Below are 18266 nucleotides of genomic sequence, written 5' to 3'. Positions count from 1 at the left end.
TACATGGTCACTTTGCTCGAGAGGTCAGGCGCGCCAGTTTCCACCATGCCCGTAAGCAGCCAGAGTCGCGATTCAGCGCTCGTCTTCCCGTTCGGCGACCGCCATGCCTGCCACTGGTCTCAACAGCAGGGTATGTCGTGAAGGTCACTGGTCCCGGAAGACCTGCCGGTGATTCAGCACAGTCCTAAAGCGTCAGGAGTATGTCGGCGACGAAATCGGGATAGCGCTCCAAAGCTCCGCTCGCGACTGAAATGTCACGCAAATTTCTCCAGAACAGCTGGCGCACCTGCGAGGGCGTCATGTCGAGCAGTTCACCGACCTTGGCCTCAACCGGCTCAGTATCGCCTGGCATCCGACCACCACCTCTGCGCCGACCGGCCGGGAAGTCTGTCTCTGGCAGCATCCGGTCCGGCGGGATGTGCAGCAGAACGTCAGTGGGCATGGCTGCGTTGATCGAGAAGTAGCACCCGACGGCGACAGCTGAAGCAACTTCGGCGGGAGTGCCAAGGAACCAGTGCAGGATCAGTCCCGGATGCGGGTGGGCACGAACCGCGTCGATCACCGCGGCCGTGCGACCGGTGCTATGGACCGAGATTAGGACCGGTCGGCCCTGCGCTACCTCCAGCGCGGCAGCGAACACCTCCGCCTGCCATTCTTTCGAGCCGCGGCGGTCCAGGCCAATCTCTCCAACTAATGAGAGTCGGCGGGTTAGTGTGGCTGCCCGTTCTGCGGTGAAGGTCTCGAGCGCCTCCGGCGCCGCTGGGTGGGCCCCCCAGCCCCAAATTAGGCGTTCGTCGTGGCGCCGCAGGGCGGCGTAGCCCTCGTCCAGAGTTCGAGAGACGGCGAAGACCACGCATTCGCCGAGCCGTCGGATCTGCTCAGCCGTGACGTCGGGCGCAATGTGGGCGTGGCAGTCGAGGCGGGGCAGGTCAGGGCAGAGGGACAAGAGCAATCTCCTGTAAAGCGCGCGCACAGAGGGCTACGGCGGCATCGAGGTCAAAGCTACTCGGCCAAGGACCGCAGGCCAGCAGCTCATCTTCCGAGATGCCACGGAAAAGCGCCTCCTGGACCGCCTGCACGTCGTCGGAGCGATTGGCGATCAACCGAGGGCGGGACACTGCTGGCAGCGTGTCAATTAGGTAGGGCGTTAGGTCGTCGAGGCCGGCCGCGGTAATCGACGCCCTTCGGACGATGCAGGGAACGCACAGTCCGCAGCTGTAGTTCGGGTTGCCGCCCTTATAGTACGTTCCGTCGAGCTTTCCGCAGGACAGCGACGTAGCGACGACCTGGGCAAACGCCGTCGCGTCCGCCTTGGCCGCTGCTTGGGCCACGAGCTCACCCTTGGTGAGGCCAAGGTAGGGGTCGTCGAGGGCGACGCCGATGCCAAGCGTGGCCAGAAGTTGGTTGATGTAGGCGAAAGTGGTCGGGTGGGTTGAGCGCGTTGACAATGCGCCACCGCGGGCGGTCGTCAGTGGAGGATTAATGCTGGTGTAGCCGTTCTCTGGCACTACTACACGGCTCGCTCCGTGGGCGGTCGCCGTAGCGGCCGCCAGGGCTGCGAACAACAGACTCCGGCTTCGGCTCGACGACTCCGACTTCGCGCCGGCCTGCGCGAACGTCACCGCCAGGAACTCTGGCGGCGTGGCCGCGCGCTCAGTAAGCCAGTCGCGGATCCGACGCTGGGCGTACTGAACGGCTGTCGTGCCGTCTGCGTGGCTGAGGAAGAGGCGACTGGTCCCGTCGTTGAGCCGATCCACGGCACCACACAGCGAATCGAGACCGCCGCTGAGCAGAACCACCTCACTGACTGGCGGTTGCGCGGGAGGTTCGAAAGCTTCTCCCCGCTCCGCCAACACGACCCTGACGGTCCAGTCGTCGCCTGTCAGCCACCACAGAAGGTGTGCGACCTGCCCAACCGCGTCCGCGGTCCAGGCTGCCATCTCGGTCACGTGCACGGTCAGCTCAATCGTACGAGTGAAGATCTGGCCGCGGCTGGTCAGCCGGTCAGCGAGGTAGGCACCTGCGCAGATGCGCAGAAGGTCGGCCGCGACGGCATGCGACGCCCCCAGCCGGGTGAGTGTCCAGTCGAGGTTGCCACTGATGAATCCCGTCGACGCGCCCGTACGGCTCCAGTGCAGGGGCCGTGCGCCTGTATCGAATTGGCTGGCGCCTAAGGGCAGGAGTTCAAATTGGCTCATGACGTACCTGCCTTGATCAGTCGCAGTGCTTCACCAGTGATCTTGGCCGTCATGTCGGCCAGGTTCTGCACCGAGGGTCGGCCCTGCGTAGTTACCTCGATGCGCTGCACGCGCCGCTTCAGCCAATCGCGCAGTTGCCGTTCGGCCCTGTCGACCTGCTGCTGGGTACGGCCGCGCGTGGCTCGGGCGGCCTGGAGCTCAACCAGGCTCTGCTGAAAGATCCACTCAGCGACGAAGTTGCGGATGCTGACCTCGGGCGGCGGTGGCGTGTCGGCAAGCAGAACGGTCTTGAGGTGCTCGACGGTCGCCCGCTTGAGTGCATAGTCGTCAGGGTGACCGGCTTCGCCAATCGTGGCGTCGATGATCTTGGCCAGCTGAACACGAGGCGAGAGTCGGGACAGCTCGCCCAGATCAAGCCCCAACTCTCGGAGGCCAGCGGCGTCCCCATTGCGAAGCGCGTACGCGCCGCCGAGGGCAGCACCACCGCGACGAGCGCCGGACAGCGCTTGCCGGCGCGAGGCGCCACCGGCGCGACCAGAAGTGCCGCTCCGGCCAGTGGTACCCCCGCCACCACCTCCGCCGCCACGACTACGCGACAGGAGCGTCGAAAGGGGAACCGAGCTGGCAGGTCGTCGCGCGTGCGGGTCTTCAGCAAGCAGTGCCGCAGCAATCGCAGCCGCCACAGCTGCCGCTGCGGCATCTTGGTCTTGCTGTTGCCCGTCAGGAAGCGATGGAGACACATCAACTCCTGAACCGTCCTGTGCGCCACCTCCACCCAGACCATCAAATCCTTGGCGGGCATTCTGCCAGTTAACGGACCCGCTGCCACCATAGGAGCCCGACGTGCCCATTACTGGCCCCGCGCGGCTCGAGCCGCTTCACGAGTGACCGGGTCAACGTTCTCGTCTGCGATGAGCTGGTCGGCGAGGGCACTCAGGGCGGGCACGTCGCTATCAGCCAGTTCAAAGGCACTTGCAGGTTCGAGCAGTTGCCAACAGCTCTGCCGGATACCCTCAGCGATCTCGTCGACCAACTCGGGCCGGGCCTTGGCCAGCTCGACCAACGAGCTGACGAGGTCGACAATGGAGTCGAGCTTACGCACGCGGCCGAACAGGCCGGTGACGACGGACCGCTGCTCGGTGAGCGCTTTCCCTTTGATGCGCGCCAGAGCATCGGTCCGAATGGTCTCCGTCGGAGAAGACAGATCGGCCACCAGCTGCGCCTGCTCGTCAGTAAGGTTGGCGCCAGCGACCAGACTGGTTAACGAGGCTGCGAGGGTCAGGTACTGCGCGAGCGACACCTCGGCCAACCATGGTTCGACCGCGGCCCAATCCCGCGTCTCCTCACTGACGTTGTCCGGCGTGTTCTCAGTTTCCTTGCGGCCCCACTTTTCCCACTGCTCGAGCAGCTCCCGGCGCTGCGCCTCTGGCAAGCTCACCAGATGTTCGAAGTCGGCAAGGAAGCGGTCTTCCAGTAGGAAGAGCTTGGCCAGAACGCCTGGTGCAATCGTCAGGCCGTGTGTCTTGGCGATCTCCATCCGAACTCCGAAAGCGTTGAGAAACCGTTTGACCTGACGAGGGTTGCGAGCCCTGTCCGAAGACAGTCCGGACGCGATTTGGTCAGCCAGCTGGAGCACGGATTCATCGGGTCGCCAGGGCAACTGGTCGAGGTCCGCCAGAAGCGGCGTCTGACCGGCCCGCCGGCGCATGCGGCAGTGCTCCACCAGGGTGGTGTAGGACACTTTGTCAGGGCTGGAACTTGCTGACAGGAGCAAGGCGACGTAGTTCGAGGTTTCGTCCGCTGTCAGCCGCGGCAGGGAGACTGGCAGTTGGACGATCTTCTCGAGGTAGCGGTTGGCGAAGATCTCGCTTCGCCCGCTGGCATCAAGGCTAGCGGCGATGGCGTCCCGCACCATCTCCTGGTCGGCCGCCAGGACGAACGCCATCTTGGGCACCGACAGGAACAGCTTAATTGCTTCGAGCGTCGCCATGGCGGCATCCGGCAGACATCGGTCGAGATCATCGACCAGGACGATGACGCGTTTAACATTCGGTAGATTATCCTTGAGGAATTTTGCGAATGCTGGCCGAAAGCCAGACATTGACTCAGGCGTTTCACGAGCTTTGGGTTTGAAAGCTTCGACGATTTCGAGAGGGTTCCATTGCATGGTAATGGAACCCTTGGCTACAGCCTTGGTGACGCGCGACCAACTGATCCGTCTCACTAGGTCTTTTACTTTCGCGCCAACCTCACCGTCGTCCTTGAATTTCTCCTCAAGTTCATGCAGAACTTCTGCAATGAGAGTGCCGCGCACATCGTCGTGATCGTCGTACTCCCACGGATCCGTACGAGCGATCACATAGTCTGAATGAACCTCGAGACGTTTCTCGACCATCCCGAGTACCGACGTTTTCCCGCCGCCCCACGGCGCGTGGATGCCAATGGTGAGCGGATCTAGATCTTTGACCGCCAAAGCGCCTTCGACGGCTGTGACCACCGTATCGAACCCCAGCAAGTCGTCGACCGACGGATTGTCGTCCCACAGGGCCATCTTTGCCGGGTTCAGACTGGTCGTCACGGCGCCTCCATGATCCTCGTTGACCGGGACAGACCCGGCCCCCTCTCCGCTCCTGATCATGACAGCCATCCACGACGCAAGTTCGGCGCGACACACCGATGTTCAGCCACGCTGGCCGGTAGTTTCTGGCAAATTATGAGAACCTTGCGTGGACAATTTTCCACGCGCCGATCGGGCAAAATCTAAGACATTATGCGATCGTGACCATTTAGAATGATCGATGGCATTCGCAAAGTGGGAATTGCAACTTACGTGGCGGCAGTGTGTGTCTCTCCCTCAGCAGCCGCACCCGCCTCCTTCAACAGACTCTCGCACCGGCGCCGACGCGCGTCGTTTTATCGGCAGCGATCACGGGCAATTCCTTCTCGCTACGGCAATTACCCGCGAGCGAACAGTTACTCGACCCCGCCAAGCCACGGATGGGGATCAGCCGACATGTCGGTCGCCTTTCAGATGGAAAAAAGAACGCTCGCATGCGATGTCACGACGGGCGCACTCTTGTGCAGATCTGCGCGTAGTGCGCCAGGGACTCAAGCGTGAATGCAACACAGTGGCAGTTCGTAGCTGATTTAAGCTATGGTCTGTCGCATGAACACGCATCCCGCACGTGAATGCCGCGAACTTGTGTTCGATTCCCCCCTCGGACACACGCGCTAACCACACGGGGCGACACCGTAGCAATCACGGTGCGCCCCTTTGGTTCGTAGAGGAGCCCTACGCCGAGCTCGCCGTACAACTGGTTGAGCGCTCCTGGGTCGCCTTCCTTCAGCTTCCCCCCACGTCTCCGAGCGAGTCGATCATGGCGTATCTCAAATCGACGGTCCGAGAGTGCCCGGGACGCCTTCGAATCTGGCACCAGTGCGCGGGCCAAGCACCGGTTGTGAACATCCGCCTTCCTGATCAGCGCCCCTGCGCCTGCCGACCGCACAGCCCGCACCGATCGACCATCCCTCGACCTGGCGGTTCACGACCAAAGAGCTCGTGACCCGTGTACTTCGAGCTCCCCATAAGCGATCGCGCAGTCGCCAAGCCGCTGACGTAGTGCTCAGAGGTGCGTCCAGCGCCCTGCCGCGCAGCCACCGGCCCATCCGAGCCGAAAGCGTCGACGGCCACTCGATCGTGTAGAGCTTGTTCAAGCTGTCGGATCGCCTGACACAACTCATCCGGATACTTCCGTGGTGCCGCCATGACAATAAATCCTCCGGGTCTTCGATGTCTCCATCAAACCCGGTGCGGGACAGCTCGAGAGCGGGGATCCGTCCGACGATGCCCGCATTCTGGTCACGGCTCGCGCCGCGCTGGCAGGATGGGCACACGCGGGCGCCAGCGGTTTGATCCTCCATGTGGGAGGCGGGGGATTTCACGCTCACGATGGCTCGTATGGCGTGCCAGACCCGCTCCACGCCTATCTGCTCTACGTCACCAGATCCAGTACCGGGAGCGACAAGATCGCCACCGTGCACCGAGTGACGCTTTCATGCCCCGGTGAGTTCTGGTGCCACCGTGGTGGCTGCACCGCATATGATGCGCCCGACATTGACTCGTTGCTCCTGCCCCTCGTCGCGGCAGGGCATGCGGCGGACGCGGACGAGATCCGGGAGGACTACCTCCATTTGTATGGAGCCGCAAACTCCGCGGAACCAACGGACACTGTGCTCGACGCCGTCGACACGGTACTTTCCCATGCGGGCTGGATCGAGCTGGATCGATCGACCTGGGAGGGTGGCCTGGAGGAGGTGCTCCTGCGCAGGGCCCAGCACTGCCTCACGGTGATGTACGACCCGATTACCCGTCGGCTCCGATTGACCGACGGCAAACCCGAATTGCGACTCACCCTCGATATGCTCGCCGAGGACGGCGTGCTGACCGGTGAAGCCTCTGCGGAGCAGGTTGACATGAGTGCGGACGCAGTCGAGCGGTGGGGCAGCGATCTGCTGACCGCCGCACGGGATCTACTTCGCGGATCGATTGACGAGCTGCCGCGGCAGGACGAACTGGTCGAAGGCACCGTGCTCGGCCTGCACCCGCACGCACACGGCGATCTCCATGGTCCCGCCGCGATCGCTTTGGCGCAGACGCAGGTTTCCACCTTGATTCACAACATGGGGCTGCTCGGTGACGAGGACCGCATGACCCACGCCTGAGTCAGCTGACCTGTCAAGCGAGCCGAGCCTTCAGTTCGCCTTCGACGAAGGAGTGACGCGCACGGCATCACTGATGAGGTCCGGGGCCGCGCGGAGCGCCTTGAGGCCAAGGGTCTCCTGCGCGATCCGTGTGCGGCCACGAAGCATTCGTTCCACCTCGCCACGAAGCTCTTCCGGCAGCCAGTCGGTCAACGCGGTTACGTCCACCGCCCCCCGGCTGGAGCGATCCGGGCGGCGCTCGCCGTGGTCGAGCAACCATCGGTACAGCGTGGTCGCTGGACGGAGGGGCGGTAGCTCGAGTTCGATCGCGGTTTCGGCAGCTTGAGCAGCGGTACGGAGTCCAGCGACGTCGAGGTCACCGAAGTAGAACAGCGCCTGCGGTGGCGGTTCCAGGAGCCTGACCGCGCCGACACCGACCGGAAACTGGTTGCCGATTCCCCATCCGAGGTGCACCGCGGGACGGCCGGCCGGTTCGAGGCTCCGCGCAAGGACGAGCAGTGACTGGAAGGTCGCGTTGTTTTCGGCGACCAGCAGCCTTGGATGCCCGACACCATGGACATACTGAGACGGAAACAGCAACGGGGGCTGATAGCACGCCAGCAGTTCGAGGGTGAGCGCACCGGAAGTGAACAGGCGCTTGGTGAGCAGAACATTCAGCACCTTCTCGTCGCCGAACAACTCCAACGCCCGTTCTTCAAGAGGAACCGGTTCGGGATCAGGATTTTCGCGTAGCCAGGAGGCGACCCGCTCCAGCAGGTCGAGTTCGTCCGGACGCGTGGCGATGGCTGCCGCGGCTGACAGTACTTCCGGCCAGACGCGCAGCGCGCGGGTCGGTTTCGGCTTTTCCGGCGCGGCGCGCTTACGCACCCACCGCGGTAGCGGCGGGTGCGTTCGGTCATCCCAGGCGGACGGCGACTTGGGCAGGACGATCCGTTCGTCGTCGGCCAGCGCCCGTAAGGCTCGGGCAATCTTGTCGCGACTGAGGGGATCGCCGACCAAAGACGGATCGTTGGTGGTCGCACAGCGCACGAGATCAACCACCTCGAAGTGCCGCCGCGACTGGCCGGCGATCCAGACGGCGATCACCTCGGCCAGGTCACCGGTCATTCGACAGCCTCGGGAGACTCCGCGTGCGCTACCCGCACGCCCCCGACTGTCCGGGTCCCGGCCTGCCCGTTCTCTTCTTCGACGATGTACCGCCTGTGTTGCGTCCGGCCCGGCCGGTTCTCCAGCCTGATGATCGTGGGAAAGCGAGAGACGGCGTCAGGGTCCTTCACTCCGGTGGTGTACACCAGCTGCACGTGGTGCGCCGTCGCGACCGCACGTTGGAGTCGCACAAGGCTTCCATGTGACGCCCTGCCGATCGGGTTATCCAGCAACAGAACACCGCCGGAGCGATCTCGGCGTCCGGAATTGGCCGCGCGGAGCGCGGCGATGGTGCAGTACAAAGCGACGCACACGGTGAGTTTCTCGCCGCCGGACCATTTGCCGAGCCGCGTGATGTCCTCGGTGGTGGACACTACGTCCAGCGTGGGCTTCAGCACCTTCACCCGGAATCCGCTCGGCCCTGCCACTTCGTGCACCGCATCTTTCAGCAACGGCAGGCCCTCGGCCTTGACCCCTGCTTCGATCCGGCGTTCGATCACCCGGTCGACGTAGGCACGCAGATCGGCTTCGCTCGCTGGTGCGGTGAAGCCGATCCGCAGCACCTGCTTACCGGACCAGCCGCCGAGCTGAGTGGTGACCCGCGAGTAGCGTTCGGCCTTGCGCAGTGTGTCCAGGGTGCCCGACACCAGGTGCGTCAAGGAGTTGACGACGATCGCTTGGTCCTTGGCGATGTCTGCCAGTTCGCCTTCAATCATCTCGGCGCGCAGCTTCAACTGCCGGACCAAGGCTCCCGCCTGATCGGCGACGACTTCCTCCGGGTCGTGCACGAGCCGGTCCTTGGCCGGTGTGGTCACGGATGGGAACCGGTTGCCGATGGCCCGGAGCTCACCGACCGCACTGGTTCGCGCTCCGGCCGCTGTCCTCGCCCTCTCCTGCGCCGCCTCCAATCGCCCGGCGATCACGAGCTTGCGCTCTCGAGCCTCGCTCTCGTTGCCGGGAAAAGGAGCCGCTGTGATCGCAGCCGCCTCCGGCAGCCCGTCAACCAACAGTGCGAACGCGCCGGCGCGGCCTTCGAGACGAACCCGCTGTCCCTTGAGCTCCTCGGTCTTCCGCTCCGCTACACCACGGCGCTCGATCGCGGCTTGTCCGATCCCCTCTTGTTCGATGGCGAGAGCGTCGGCGTGTTCAGCGTCGACCGGCTCCACCGGCAGCGTCCGCCGGGGCGGCTCAGCCCGCCGTTGACTGATGGCCGCCAGTTGGTTGCGCCGGTTCTTCGTCTCGCCTTCCGCCCGGCCGAGGGCGGTTCGTGCCTCACTCTCCATCCGGCGGGCCTCGGCCAGCGCCGCGGTACGGTCACTCGACGTCTGGCCGTACCTGGTCTCCAACAGTGCGGCGGCCCGCTTCCGCACGTGGTCATGGGTCTCCCGGAGCGCCGCGTTCTCTTCGGCGAGCCGGGCGTTGAGCATCCGTTCCCGTTCAGCCAGGACCGACTGTGCGGCCTGCGCTTCCCAGGCGCGGTCCGCCTGGTCATAGTTGAGGCGCAACGTCTCCAGCTGAGCGGCCTCATCGTCATCGATTTCCGGTGCGACGTCCAAGAACCGGAGCCTGCCGACCTCATTCCGGCGCTCCCCGGCTGCCGTGTTCTCCCGGTTCACTGCGGTGGCGTACACCGTGACCTCGGTGCTCGACCGCTCGCGCTCGGCCTCGTGATGAACGACGCTTTCCGCCGCCAGACCGGACTCGGCGGTGGCCTGTTCCCAGGCAAGCCGCCATCCCTCCTTGGCGTCCACCTTGCGAATCAACGCGGCCAGCAGCACACGAAACTGCCCGATATCCGCGATTTCCGCGCTCGTGTCAGTTTCCTGCTGGGCATCCAGGCCCTCGGCTTCTTCGATTTCTTCGAGGGTCTGGTGCACGGCTTCGGCTGTTTTCCCCAGCTCGGCGAGTGTCTCGTCGAGATCATCGAGGCGCCGCTCAAGGCCGGCCAAATGACCGGTCGGAGAGTCCGCCAGGAAACGCGCAAGGTTCTCGAGCAGCCGACGGTCCCGGTCGCGCGCCTCGAGCAGCGCCAATCGATCGCGATCGTGGTCGGTGATGCGCAAGTTGATCCGGCGGATCGCCGCGTCGGCGACGGCTGAGTCGACGAGCCCCCGGTGCATCCCCGTCCACACCGGAGCGACCGTCGGCCGAGGCTCCTCCGTCACGTCCGCACGAGCCAGCACGGCCACGTCGGCGGCGGTGTACAGGCCGACAAGCGCGGTCGTGGAAGCATCGGCGTCCATCAGGATGAGCGCGGCGTCCTCGGCGTCGCCGGTCGCGACGACCACGCCCATGCCGACTCGAACCAGGTCTGGATCGTCCAGCAGCTCCTGAACCCGGGAATCGGGCAGCACGGACAGGAGATGTGTCCATCCGGTTTCCGAAACGATGCCTCGGTCAAGCAAGATCGATCGCACGCGTTCCGCGTCCAACGTCGTGGGCAGAAGGCCGGTGCGCGAGTGGGTCTCGGCAGCGCGGCGGTCCTCCATCCGCTCCGCCTCGTGCCGGACCAGCGCTACGTCCGCGCCCACGATTTCGTCGGTGAGGCGCCGGGTCAGTGTGTCTGCTTCGCCCCACAGATCGACCGGTGAGTCCTCGCCCGCTTCGGTCAGATCGAGAACCCGTTGATCGCTCGAAAGTTCCCGGGCCCGGTCCTTCAACGACGCTTGTTCGGCGGCGATCCGGCCTCGTTCGCCGTCCAGCTTGTTGATCTCCGTGATGAGCTCCGAGTGACGGTCGGTCAGCTTCCGACGAGCAGCGGGCCGCGCCGCCCGCCTCCCCCGTACCGCCTTCAAGGTCGCCTCCAAGCCTTGGCGCTTCTGTCCCAGCGCGTTGTCGTGCTCTCGTGGATCGGTCGTCGCCGAGGGCAGGGCGCCGGCCCGGACGGCTACCTCGATGTCAGCTTCGAGGTCTTTCAGCTTTGCCTGGGCCTCGGCCGCCGCCTGGTCGGCTTTCCGTACCAATCCGCGAAAGCGCTCGGCTTCGGTTCGATGCTCCCGTACGGCTCGTTCGGCCTCGCCCTTGTCCACTCCGGCCTGCTCGGCCGCCTCCTCGTGCTCGACGGCGACGGCGAGTAGGCGGACGCGCAACCGAGCGGCATGCTCGTCGTGCTCCCGTCGTTGTGGCGCGGTACGTGCCCGCTCGAGGCCGGCCTCGCGGGCGTTGGCCTCGAGGCCGGCCTCCAGCCGGCGCTTGGCCGCAAGGTGTCCGGCCACCTCCCACGCGAGAACCAACTCCGCGGCGTCGTCCACCGTCTCGCCCGCGCCGCTCTCCACACGTTCGGCATTTTCGACGCGGAAGCGCGCGGCACGCAGCTGGTACAGGTACAGCAGGTCGTAGGCAATGCCTTGCTGCTGATCGGCCACACTCCTGCTGCGCTCCGTTTCGTCGATGCCTTCACCGGTCGAGTCGATCTGTGCACGCGCTTCGGCCTCGGACGCGGTGAACGCGGCGGCAAGCCCGGCGGCGTCGCCGAAGGCGACGTCATGGGCTTGCCGCGCCTCGGTGACCTCGGTGTGCACCGCTTCGAGCCGGGCCAGCGCCGCGAGAGACTCGAGGCAGAACTCTCGTTCCGCGGTCTTCGCGGGTTTCATCTCCAGCAGCGAGGAGATGGCCGAAAGCCGTTTGGCCACGTTCTCGGCGTCCTCGGGCGTCGCCGTGAGGTCGATGAGCAAGTTGATGAACTCACGGGCGGAGGCGAACTTGAACATGTCCTCCACGCCGCCTTCGACGTGGTTCATCTGTTTCTGCGTTCGGAACAGTTCCGGGTCAAGCCCGCGATTCGTCAGGGCGGTCGTCCACTCGTGCTGTTTGCTCGTAACCACCAGGTCCGCGGCCTGCGGACGCGAGGCCGCGGCTTCGCGCACCGCGGTGACGAAGGCGTTCAGCCGAAGCGGAGATCCCGCCTCGTCTGACAACGGCATGAGGTCGGCGTCAAGCACACCGGGCAACGCGTAAAACGCGTAGTACGAGCTGTGCAGCTTGTCCCGAGCCCGGTCTGCCTCCACAGGGCGACGGAGGTCGGCCCATTCGTACACGGCGCCGGTGACAAGCACATGCTCCGGCGCGCCGTCCAGAGTGTCGGCGGCGGCCGGGTACCAGATCGCGATCGTGTGCGCGGTATCCCCGGTATCCACGTAGTCGGTGAGGCTGCGTTTGGCGACGCGGCCCAGGAAGTCGTTCGCGTTCGGCAGGACCAGAGCGTAGAACAACGACAACAGGGAGGACTTGCCGCCACCATTGCGTAGCCACACGACCGTGTCGGCCGGTGCTCGCGAGCCGCCTTCCGGGGCGGTGAGATCGAGGTCGAGGTCGGTGAATCGAGCGGATCGCTCACCGACCGAGTACAGCCGGAAACCCGCGAGGTGGTACGTCACGCGCCTGCCTCCTCGTCGAGCGAAATCGGCGTCACGGTCGTCCGCGGCACGTGTTCACCTCGGCCGATCGCGGCGAGCATCGTGAACGCGGGTTCAGTGGCCATGTCCTTTACCTGGATGCGGAAGCGTTCCGTCAGCAGCCACGTACCTCCCGTGCTCTCCGGGCGCGCCATGCCCTGCTCCGCGAGCCAGGCGAGTGTGTTTCGCACCCAGTACAGCGTGCACTTCGACGACAGGCGGCCGACACCCCTGCCGCGATCACCGACCAGGATCGCGGGTTTCTCGTGGTACGCGCGCCAGGCCTCGTCCAGCCCCTCCTCCGGGATCGGCTCCCCTGCGGCATCCCTGTCCCGGAGACGTTCGCACGCCGCACGCAGCCACTGCTCGAACTCGGTCTCGGCTACCCGCCGCACGCGTTGCTCGTCAAGGTCGGCCGGGCTCGGATAGACGTACGCCGCGATGCCGACCAGCACCAAGCCGGCGAGCAGGCGCCCATTTCTGGTGTTGGCGTTCGGCAGGTCAGCGACACGGAAGGCGAACGGCGATTCGGGGTTGACGCCCAAGACCAGCCCGAAGTCGCCGTCGGAGAGCACACGGGTGTCCAGGCCGTGAAGGACGGCGTCGGTCGCGAGCCGGAAGTCGGGCTCGGTCCGGTACCGCCCGAGCACCCGGCGGTACTCGGGGCTTCGACCGGGCCGCTGGTTCGGCTGAAGAGCAAAAGCCAGCAAGAGACCGAGATCGGTGTGATCGGCTTGAGTGAGTGTCATTGCCCGGTCCTCGTCCGAACTCCGTGATTCGTTACGGGAACAGGATCGGCGGTCCGCAGAGCGTCCGGGTGCGCGACGACGATGAGGTCGTCGCCGTCCCAGCCGGGCAGGTCCAGGCGTGTTCCGTCGGTGTCGGCGACTGCTCGGGGACCGAAGACACGCGCAGCGAGATCGGCCGAAGCGGGCTCTTCGGAGTCGGACTGCTCGGGCGCGAAGCACCACAACGCCGCCAGCGCAAGGATTCCGGCCGTCGCCTGCTGGTCCGCGGTTTCATCCGGGGAGGTGAGAGCTTCGGCCAGCAGCGCGGAGAGCCGGGCGGGAAGACCGGTGCGCTCGACGACGACCCTTGCGGCGGAGACCACCTCAAAGGCGATGGTCGGGGGGTCGGCATCACCGAGCTCCTCCAGGCCGGCTCCCGGGTCCGGTGCGGCCGGTTCGCGAGCTGACCACAGGTCATCGATCAGCCGGTAGAGCCTCGGCAGCTTCGGCGGGCGAGGGCCGGTGACGTCGGAAAGCCATCGGTCGGTGACTTCCAACGCGGTCATGGCGCGGAGCCTCAGGAGCGGTTCCAGCACCTCCCCGTTCAGGTCGGGCAGGTAGCTGAGCGCGGGTGGCCGGAACGCCTGCCGGTCCTGTTCGTCGAGGAACACACTACGGGCGGTGATCACCTGCGCATGAAGAGATTCGTGCCGGCGCGCCGACTCGGTGAGCAGTCCGGCGATGCGCGCCGCGGCCGCTGTCACCTGCGGGTCCTCGGCCTCGAGTGACTCGCGGACCTTTGCCAGCAGACGGTGCTCGGATTCGAGCCTGCCCGCGATGTGCTGCCGCGCCAGGTCGAGCCGCTCGGGCACGTGCTCGGCCCACTCGTCGAGCACCGACCGGAGATCGCGGCGGGTGTCCTTGAGCAACCGGGCGAGGTCCTCGGCGAGGGACACGGACAGCAGCCGCGCCCGCACAGCCGCCTTCTCGGCGGCGTCGAAAGCGCCTTTGGCCAGTTGCCTTTCGAGCATGATCTCGTTGGCGACCTGCTCGTCTTCGACATCGAATTCGAGCCCACCCACGAGGGCATTGATCGCGTCCCGGCTGGCGTTGATCACTACATCCCCGCGGAGGGGCTCTTCACGCTCCACCAGCAGTCGGAACTGCACTTGGCGCTGCCGATGAGCACCCTCGGCGGTGTGGTCGCTGATCCGGTAGGTGAACGGAGCATCGCGCGCGGGCCTGTTGAGCAGCGCGTTCACCGTGAACTCGGCGACACGCACGTGTTCCGCGCTGGGCCGCGCCGGGGCCGCTCGTGCGGCCAGGGTGGTGAGCCCATCGACGAGGTCCCCATAGGTCGCCTCCTCCTCGAACCCTTGTCGCGCGATCACCAGGTCGATCGTGGCGAGCGCCAGAGTCGCGACGTCGTAGGTGTCGTCCGGCCAGTCCTGCCTGCCCGCGGATACGACGGCCTCGATGATCGGCCGTGACCGGAGCAGCGCCGCCACACGCGCCGGGAACGTCGGTTCCGCGGGCGGGAGGTCAGTCGCGTGACGTTCGACCGGGCCCCTGATGAGCGCTTCCATTCCAGTCTCCCCTCTAACACACCTCAACTACGAAGCGTAAGCGCGAGAGGGCTCGGGACGCCAGAATCAGAATCTGTACGTCGACCGCTTGCCGGTGACGCCACCACCCCAGCGCAGAGAAGCGTATGGGCACCGGCGAATCGCGTCCCGTAGTGTCGCCCACCCTCCGACAGGGTTACGCACGCGATTGAGCCCGATTCGCTCGGATCCGAATCCCGACTGGCCCGGTTCCGGCGGACCATGCTGACCAGTCCGGACCTCATCCGCCCGCACGCGCCCCGCACTCGTCGCGCACATCGCGGACCTCGTCGCCGAGGCCATTCCCGCCATCGGACAGACCACCACTCCGCGGCAACTCCCCGGCTTCGCGGCGCTCGACCTCATGGGGACGGTCTTCGCCGATGGGGCCGGAGGGTAGCGCGGAGAATCCGGCATTCCCGGGGTGCGATGCCGGTGGGGCGTGCACGACCACCTCGCCGTTCGCGCGGGACAGCGACGGCTGCTGCGGGGCGACCAGGTGCTCCACCTGCGCTACCGCGCGCATCGCTCAGGACGGCCGCACCGACAGGTCGTGCCGGAACACGTCCAGCGGGTCCCAGGTTCGCTTCACCGCCTGAAGCCGGGCGTAGTTGTCCTTGTAGTAGAGCGTGTACCAGGGCACGCCGGAGGTGTTGCGAGCCGGGTCGGCGAGGTCGGTGTCGGGGTAGTTGATGTACGCGCCGTCGCTCACGGGGCCGCTCACGGGGGCTCCGCCGGTGGCCGCGAAGAGGTCCTCGTAGAGGTCGCGCGCCCATCCGATGTGGACGGTGTCCTCCGCCGGATCGGTCCAGGACACCGAGTACTGCGCCTTGATGATCGAGTCCCGTTGCGGGATCGCGGTCGCGGCGGGTGTGACGGCGTTGATGGCGCCGCCGTAGCTCGCCAGCAGGATCGACGCGGAGGTGCCGGGGTAGTCGGTTCTGGTCAGGTGGTGGTGGATCGCCGCGAGCTGCTCAGGGTCGTAACCCGTGCGCAGGTACGACGACTTGTTCTTGACCCGCTTGCCCACCCCGGCACCGAAGTCGGCGAAACCCAGCCGGTTCTTCGCCGGCAGCCACGGCAGCTCGCCGGTGACCGGCACGGCCGCGACTCCGACGCCGTCGGTGATCGCCGCGACGAAGTCGGCCAGCAGGGTCCGCGCGTCGGGGCGGGCGCCGTCCAGCTGGACGGTCAGGGCGGGGTTGCCGGTCCTGACGTGGTTGAGCCACAGGGTCGCGAACAACGACGCGTACGGTGACCCGGGCGCGCTGTTGGCTTCGTGCCAGCGGTTGAAGTTGTCGACGAGCCTGGTGAAGGACGTCTCGGTCAGCGCGCTCCACGGCCAACTGATCTGGCTGAACAGGATCGTGGCCGGCGGCGCGGGCAGCAGCGCGGCCGGATCGGTGCCGCTCGCGCCGGGCGAGCGCAGCCAGTAGCGGGTGACGATGCCGAAGTTGCCGCCGCCGCCTCCGGTGTGGGCCCACCACAGGTCGTGCCGCGGGTCGGCGGGATCGGCGGTGGCGACCACGGTGCGGGGCGTGCCGTCGGCGCCGACGACCACCACCTCGACCGCCGCGAGGTGGTCCACCACGAGGCCGAACAACCGGGACAGGGCGCCGTAACCGCCACCGGCGACGTGCCCGCCCACGCCGACCTGCGGGCACACCCCGCCCGGCACTGTGACGCCCCACCCGCGGTAGAGCGTGTCGTACACCTGCCCGAGCGTCGCGCCCGCTTCGACGGCGAAGGCGCTGCGGGTGGCGTCGAAGTACACGCCGCTGTACTCGCCCAGATCGATCACCGCGTCGACGCCCGGGTTGTTGACGAATCCCTCCAGGCAGTGCCCGCCCGAGCGCACCGCGAGACGTCGGCCTGCCCGCAGCGCCTCCCCCACGGCCTGCTCGACCTGGGCGGCCGAACCCGCCAGCCGGTAGTAGTCCGGGCTGCCGAGGAACCGGTAGTTGTACCCGCCGGTCAGGCTGGCGTAGCGGGGATCGGACGGCCGGACGGTGACCGGGCCGAAGCCTGTCCCGCCACCGGTCGCGGCGGCCGCGCCACCCGCGCCGGTGATAACTCCCAGACCGGCCGCGGTCGTTCCCGCCACGAAACCGCGTCGCGTCACTGTGCCCATCGATCTACTCCCCCTCCGGCTGACGTCCCCGGCACAATGCCCGGGCGCACTGGAGACCGGCTGGAGTTCCACTGACTTTCCGGCACCTGTGTTCGAAATGGCGCGGAAGCGCGGGTAGCTGATCAACAGCCTACTGTCACTGTGACCTAGTTCACAGCCCAGTTCGTGAACGGAGTCCTCCGGTCCACTCGGCCGGAGACGCCCGAACAGTAAACTCTGAAGCGTTTTCCTGTGCCAACCCGAGGGAGGCGATCACCACTCGACGATCCGGTCCACTCGATCACGGGCTCACCCGACGACGGTTGATCCAGGGGTAGATCGTCGGCGGAGCCCCGCGAGCTGAATCCACGACACGCGGAGAGGTTTCCTTGTACGAAAAGATGTGGAGAAAAAGATCGCGGACCACACCCGGAACGGTTCTCGGAAATGGGGGATCTGAGAAATGATGAGCTACGAGGTACTCGGCCCGCTGGCGGTCAACGACCACGGCGAGGCGTTCACACCCACCGCGCCCAAGCAGCGGCAGCTGCTGGCGTTCCTGCTGCTCAACGCGAACACGGTGGTGTCGATCGAATCGTGCATCGCCGAACTGTGGGAGGACAACCCGCCCTCCAGCGCGGCGTCCACGTTGCAGACCTACGTCCTGCAGCTGCGGCGGCTGCTCGCGTCGTTGCCGTCGGTCGGCTCGGCACCGTGCGCCAAGGACGTCCTGAAGACGCGGTCGCGCGGGTACCTGCTGCGGGTGGGTCCCAGCCAGCTCGACGTCGACGAGTTCAACTCCTTCGCCGGCCAGGGCCGCGCGGCGCTCGCCCGGCGCGACGACGGGTGCGCCGCCCTGTTCTTCCGCCGCGCGCTGTCGGTCTGGCACGGTGAACCGCTCGCCGACGTCGGCCTCGGGCCCCGGCTGCGGGCGTGGGTCGCGGGCCTGGAGGAGCGCCGGCTGGGCGCGCTCGAACAACGCATCGAGGCGGACCTGCGGCTGGGCACCCACCACGAGGTGCTCGCGGAGCTGACCGCGCTCGTCGCGGCGCATCCCACGCACGAGAACTTCCACGCGCAGCTGGTGCTGGCGCTCTACCGGTGCGGCCGCCAGGCGCAGGCCCTGCAGGTCATCGCGCGGCTGCGCTCGGTCCTGAACACGGAGCTGGGCCTGGAACCGTCGTCCCGCATGCAGCAGCTGCACCAGGCCGTGCTGACGTGCGACGCCCGGCTCGACGCGTCGGTGGAATGGCCGGAATCGGTGCTGTCGCTGGATCTGCTCGCCGAACGGCGGGGTGAACTGGCCGACCTGGCGCCCGGCTTCGCCCAGTGCCTCGAAGGATCGTCGGCCTGATCGCGGTCGT

General features: G+C 66.4%; 12 protein-coding genes. 2 read left to right on the top strand and 10 right to left on the bottom strand.

The window, feature by feature from the left end; genetic code table 11:
* Positions 1-184: 184 nt before the first annotated feature.
* The 4 genes from HNR02_RS25420 to HNR02_RS25405 all read right to left on the bottom strand — a co-directional run bounded on the left by HNR02_RS25420 (position 185) and on the right by HNR02_RS25405 (position 4776).
* Positions 185-946, bottom strand: coding sequence for a TatD family hydrolase (locus HNR02_RS25420; RefSeq protein ID WP_179775618.1), 762 nt, complete (start codon positions 944-946; stop codon positions 185-187).
* Positions 930-2198 (bottom strand): queuosine biosynthesis protein queC, encoded by a 1269-nt coding sequence (locus HNR02_RS25415; protein WP_179775617.1) that lies wholly within the window; start codon positions 2196-2198, stop codon positions 930-932. Before HNR02_RS25415 ends, HNR02_RS25420 begins: the two co-directional genes overlap by 17 nt.
* Positions 2195-2620: a hypothetical protein gene (locus tag HNR02_RS25410; RefSeq protein ID WP_179775616.1), complete on the bottom strand. Its 426-nt coding sequence runs from the start codon at positions 2618-2620 to the stop codon at positions 2195-2197. Before HNR02_RS25410 ends, HNR02_RS25415 begins: the two co-directional genes overlap by 4 nt.
* A gap of 428 nt (positions 2621-3048) precedes the next feature.
* A complete protein-coding gene (locus HNR02_RS25405) occupies positions 3049-4776 on the bottom strand; it encodes a KAP family P-loop NTPase fold protein (protein WP_179775615.1) in 1728 nt (575 codons plus the stop codon).
* Positions 4777-6161: 1385 nt separating this feature from the next.
* Here HNR02_RS25405 and HNR02_RS25400 point away from each other — a divergent pair.
* Complete coding sequence (locus HNR02_RS25400; RefSeq protein ID WP_179775614.1) at positions 6162-6920, top strand: hypothetical protein; 759 nt, start codon at positions 6162-6164, stop codon at positions 6918-6920.
* Between the two features lie 30 nt (positions 6921-6950).
* Here HNR02_RS25400 and HNR02_RS25395 read toward each other — a convergent pair whose 3' ends face one another.
* From HNR02_RS25395 to HNR02_RS25370, 6 genes are all read right to left on the bottom strand, one after another.
* Complete coding sequence (locus tag HNR02_RS25395) at positions 6951-8027, bottom strand: hypothetical protein (RefSeq protein ID WP_179775613.1); 1077 nt, start codon at positions 8025-8027, stop codon at positions 6951-6953.
* Positions 8024-12442, bottom strand: a complete 4419-nt coding sequence (locus tag HNR02_RS25390; protein WP_179775612.1) for a coiled-coil domain-containing protein — start codon at positions 12440-12442, stop codon at positions 8024-8026. The genes HNR02_RS25395 and HNR02_RS25390 overlap by 4 nt, the downstream gene beginning before the upstream one ends.
* Positions 12439-13035: a hypothetical protein gene (locus tag HNR02_RS25385; protein ID WP_179775611.1), complete on the bottom strand. Its 597-nt coding sequence runs from the start codon at positions 13033-13035 to the stop codon at positions 12439-12441. Before HNR02_RS25385 ends, HNR02_RS25390 begins: the two co-directional genes overlap by 4 nt.
* A 170-nt stretch (positions 13036-13205) precedes the next feature.
* The gene (locus HNR02_RS25380; protein ID WP_179775610.1) at positions 13206-14774 is read right to left on the bottom strand and encodes a hypothetical protein; all 1569 of its coding nucleotides are present in this window, start codon (positions 14772-14774) and stop codon (positions 13206-13208) included.
* A 259-nt stretch (positions 14775-15033) separates the two neighbouring features.
* Positions 15034-15318 (bottom strand): hypothetical protein, encoded by a 285-nt coding sequence (locus HNR02_RS25375; protein ID WP_179775609.1) that lies wholly within the window; start codon positions 15316-15318, stop codon positions 15034-15036.
* A 3-nt stretch (positions 15319-15321) separates the two neighbouring features.
* Positions 15322-16923: an FAD-binding oxidoreductase gene (locus HNR02_RS25370; protein ID WP_179775608.1), complete on the bottom strand. Its 1602-nt coding sequence runs from the start codon at positions 16921-16923 to the stop codon at positions 15322-15324.
* Positions 16924-17365: 442 nt separating this feature from the next.
* Between HNR02_RS25370 and HNR02_RS25365 the strand changes: the two genes are divergently transcribed.
* The gene (locus tag HNR02_RS25365) at positions 17366-18256 is read left to right on the top strand and encodes an AfsR/SARP family transcriptional regulator (protein WP_218903101.1); all 891 of its coding nucleotides are present in this window, start codon (positions 17366-17368) and stop codon (positions 18254-18256) included.
* The last annotated feature ends 10 nt before the right edge of the window (positions 18257-18266 follow it).

This window comes from Amycolatopsis endophytica, from assembly GCF_013410405.1.
Classification (GTDB): Bacteria; Actinomycetota; Actinomycetes; order Mycobacteriales; family Pseudonocardiaceae; genus Amycolatopsis_E; species Amycolatopsis_E endophytica.
The sequence above is the reverse complement of the archived record's forward strand: the minus strand, read 5'-3'. Positions and strand labels throughout refer to the sequence as shown.

Coding starts and splice junctions, on each gene's coding strand:
- HNR02_RS25415 (WP_179775617.1), bottom strand. CDS start 2,198: ATGAGCCAATTTGAACTCCTGCCCTTAGGCGCCAGCCAATTCGATACA.
- HNR02_RS25365 (WP_218903101.1), top strand. CDS start 17,366: ATGATGAGCTACGAGGTACTCGGCCCGCTGGCGGTCAACGACCACGGC.
- HNR02_RS25370 (WP_179775608.1), bottom strand. CDS start 16,923: ATGGGCACAGTGACGCGACGCGGTTTCGTGGCGGGAACGACCGCGGCC.
- HNR02_RS25395 (WP_179775613.1), bottom strand. CDS start 8,027: ATGACCGGTGACCTGGCCGAGGTGATCGCCGTCTGGATCGCCGGCCAG.
- HNR02_RS25380 (WP_179775610.1), bottom strand. CDS start 14,774: ATGGAAGCGCTCATCAGGGGCCCGGTCGAACGTCACGCGACTGACCTC.
- HNR02_RS25375 (WP_179775609.1), bottom strand. CDS start 15,318: ATGCGCGCGGTAGCGCAGGTGGAGCACCTGGTCGCCCCGCAGCAGCCG.